Source organism: Spongiactinospora gelatinilytica (assembly GCF_003236385.1).
GTDB lineage: Bacteria > Actinomycetota > Actinomycetes > Streptosporangiales > Streptosporangiaceae > Spongiactinospora > Spongiactinospora gelatinilytica.
In genome coordinates, this window is record NZ_POUA01000573.1 from 1 (window position 1) to 3,124 (window position 3,124).

The following is a 3,124-nucleotide window of genomic DNA, read 5'->3' on the forward strand; positions in this document are numbered from 1 at the left end:
CCTGACCTCGGCACGGCCATGGTGGTCGGGGTGATCACCGCCAGCCCCAGGGCCGCGAGCCAGCGCTTGCGCACACCCGCGACGACCAGGGCGCTGGCGGTGATCACCCCGACCACCATGGCCGTGCCGAGGTCAGGTTGGAGCATCACCAGGCCGATGACCACGGCCGAGGCGGCCAGCCCCAGCGTCACGTCGAGCCCGCGCGGCCGGTCGCCGCCCTCGGCCGGCTGGGCCATCAGCATCGCCATCAGCAGCACCAGGCCCAGCTTGGCGAACTCCGAGGGCTGCACGGCGAAGCCCGCGCCCAGCATCACCCACGAGTGCGAGCCGTTCACCGTCGAGCCCAGCGGCGTGATGACGACGACCAGCCCGGCGATCGACACCGCGTACGCCAGCGGCGCGTACGCCCGCAGCAGCCGGTGGTCCACCATCGACACCACGCTGTAGAGCGTCAGCCCGATGGCGACGTTGAGCACGTGCTTCTTGACCAGGCCGGTGGAGCCCGGGGCCCAGGTACGCGTGGACGACCACACCAGCAGCGTGCCGATCACCGTCAGCGCCAGCACCGCCACCAGCAACACCGCGTCCATCCGCCACATCACGCGGGTGGCGCCGGGCGCGCGGTGCAGCGGCGTCCGCCCGCGGGCGGACGGCGCGATCACCGGGCCACCAGCCCGTCGGGGCTGATGACCGGCAGGGTCTGCGCGGCCCGCATCCCGGGCAGCGCCGGCGCGGTCTTCTTGCCGCCCTGCGGCGCGATGCCGAACATCTGCTCGTAGATCTCACGGACCGCCGGAGCCGCGGTCGAGCCGCCCATCCCGCCCTGGGACACCATGACCACCACGACGAACCGCGGATCGGCCGCGGGAGCGAACGACGCGAACCACGACGTGTCCTCCTTGCCGTACACCTCCGCCGTGCCGGTCTTGCCGCCGATCCTGATGTGGTCCATCGGGAACCCGTTGAACGCCCCCGCGGCCGTGCCGTCGGAGGTGACCTCGCTCAGTGCCTTCCTGATGTAGGTCCGCTGCTCGGCGGTGATCGGCAGCCTGCCCGTCACCGGGGACTTGATCCGCTCCACCAGCCTGCCGTCCGGGCGTACCCGCGCCCAGCCGATCCGCGGGCTGCGCACCTTGCCGTCGGTCACCAGCGCCGCGTACGCCCGGGCCAGTTGCAGCGGCGTGACCAGCACGTCGCCCTGCCCGATGGAGAAGTTGGCCGCGTCGCCGGCACGCAGCCGGTAGCCCTCAAGGCAGTTCTCGTGCGCCAGGCGCTTGAGGAACGAGGCGCGCGACGGGCTGCTCTTGGCCACCTCCGGGAAGCCGGTCTTGGCCCGCTTGCAGTTGTCGTCCCTGGTGGCCGCCCACATCTCCTTCTTCCAGGATCGGTCGGGGATGCGCCCGGGCGACTCGCCCGGCAGGTCGATGCCGGTCCGCGAACCGAAGCCGTAGGCGCGGGCCGTGTGGGCCATCGGCTCCTTCGTCGGGCCCTTGGGGTTGAGCCCGCCATCGCGCAGCCACTGCTCGAACCCCGCCCGGTAGAAGATCGTGTCACACGACTTGACCAGCGCCTGGTGCAGCGTCAGCACGCCGAGCCCCTGGCCGCGGAAGTTGCTGAACGGCCGGCCGCCGACCATGAACGAACCCGGGCAGTTGTACTTGCCGTTCAGCGGATAGCCGTCGGCGAGCATCGCCGACACGGAGGAGATCTTGAACGTGGACCCGGGCGCGAACTCGCCCTTGGTGGCCCGCGAGACCAGCGGCTTGCCGTACTTCTCCGACAGCAGGCCGCGGTACTCGGCCTCGGAGATGCCGCCGCTCCACACGCCGAGGTCGTAGGTGGGCGCGCTGGCCAGCGCCAGTACCCGCCCGTTGCGCGGATCGAGCACCACGCCCGCCGCGCCGTCCGCCTTGGGCGCCTTCTTCATCGCGTTGACCAGCGCCTTTTCCACGATGAGCTGCACCTTGGAGTCGATGCTGGTGATCAGCGTGTCGCCGGGGACCGGCGCCACCTGGCGCTCCACGCCGAGGACCTTGCCCAGCCGGTCGACCTGCACCCTGCGCAGGCCGGGCACGCCGCGCAGCGCCTGGTCATAGACCGACTCAAGGCCGTCCCGCCCGACCAGGTCGACTCCGGAGAAGGCGTCGGCGATGCCCTTGCGCCGGTCGAGCTCCTCCTGGGTGACCGGCTGGAGGTAGCCGAGCATCTGCGCCGCGGCGCTGCCCATCGGATATTCGCGAAACGCCTGGACCTCGGCGGTCACCCCCGGGAACTGCTCCTGCCGCTCCAGGATCTGCAGCGCCTGCCGGGTCGAGACGCCCTCGTCCACCGGGATCGGCTGGTACGGCGAGCCGGGCCAGCACGGCCGGGTGACGCCCGGCCCGCACGACCGGATGCGGTCGCGCAGCGCCTGCACCGGCTGCCCGAGCACGGCGGCGAGCCTGCGCAGCACCGCGCTGCCGCCGTCGCGCATGCGGTAGAGCGCGGTCCGGTCCACGGAGACCACGAGCGCGGTCCTGTTGCGCACCAGGGGCCTGCCGTTGGCGTCCAGGATCTGGCCGCGTACGGCGGGCACCATCACGTCGCGGGTGCGGGTCTCCGTCGCCGCCGAGACGTACTGTGCGCCGCGCACCACCTGCACCTGCCACAGGCGCACGGCCAGCACGGCCAGGACCGACAGCACGAGCACATGGACGATCAGCAGGCGGGTGCGGATTCTCGTCATGACACCGCTCCCCTCGTGCCGTTCGCGGCGCGCAGCGCGTGCCGTACCGGCTGTTCGCCGCGCCTGCCGCCGAGCAGCCGCCCGACGCCCCAGACCACCAGCGGCGCGGCCAGCAGGTTGCAGACCACGGCCCCGGGCAGCCGGGAGAGCAGGGCGGCACCGGTGATCCCCGGTACGCCGAGCAGCGCCGCCACCCCGGCGGCGAGCAGCGGCCCGGCCACCGCCGCCAGCACGGCCGCCGGCACCACGGCGGCGGACGTGCGCTCGACCATCCGCCCCACCACGAAGCCGACCAGGCAGAACAGCAGCGCGTACTGCCCGGCCACATGGTGGACCGGCGGCAGCAGGTCCACGGCCAGGCCGGCGCCGAAACCAGCGCAGGCGCCCGCCGCCGCCCCC

The 3,124-nt window shown here is 72.8% G+C and carries 2 protein-coding genes and 1 pseudogene; all 3 read right to left on the reverse strand.

All coding sequences use genetic code 11. The features are described from left to right. Window positions 1–662, reverse strand: a 662-nt coding sequence (locus C1I98_RS37085; RefSeq protein WP_233508511.1) for an FtsW/RodA/SpoVE family cell cycle protein, incomplete at its 3' end; no start/stop codon positions are given. Further along, window positions 659–2,725, reverse strand: a complete 2,067-nt coding sequence (mrdA, locus tag C1I98_RS37090; RefSeq protein WP_111171938.1) for a penicillin-binding protein 2 — start codon at window positions 2,723–2,725, stop codon at window positions 659–661. The genes C1I98_RS37085 and mrdA, both read right to left, overlap by 4 nt. Continuing rightward, a pseudogene (locus C1I98_RS42235) lies at window positions 2,722–3,124 on the reverse strand (hypothetical protein); the annotation flags it as partial. The pseudogene C1I98_RS42235 and the gene mrdA, both read right to left, overlap by 4 nt.

Excerpts from the sequence above, each read along its gene's own strand:
- mrdA (WP_111171938.1), bottom strand. The coding sequence starts at position 2,725 with ATGACGAGAATCCGCACCCGCCTGCTGATCGTCCATGTGCTCGTGCTG.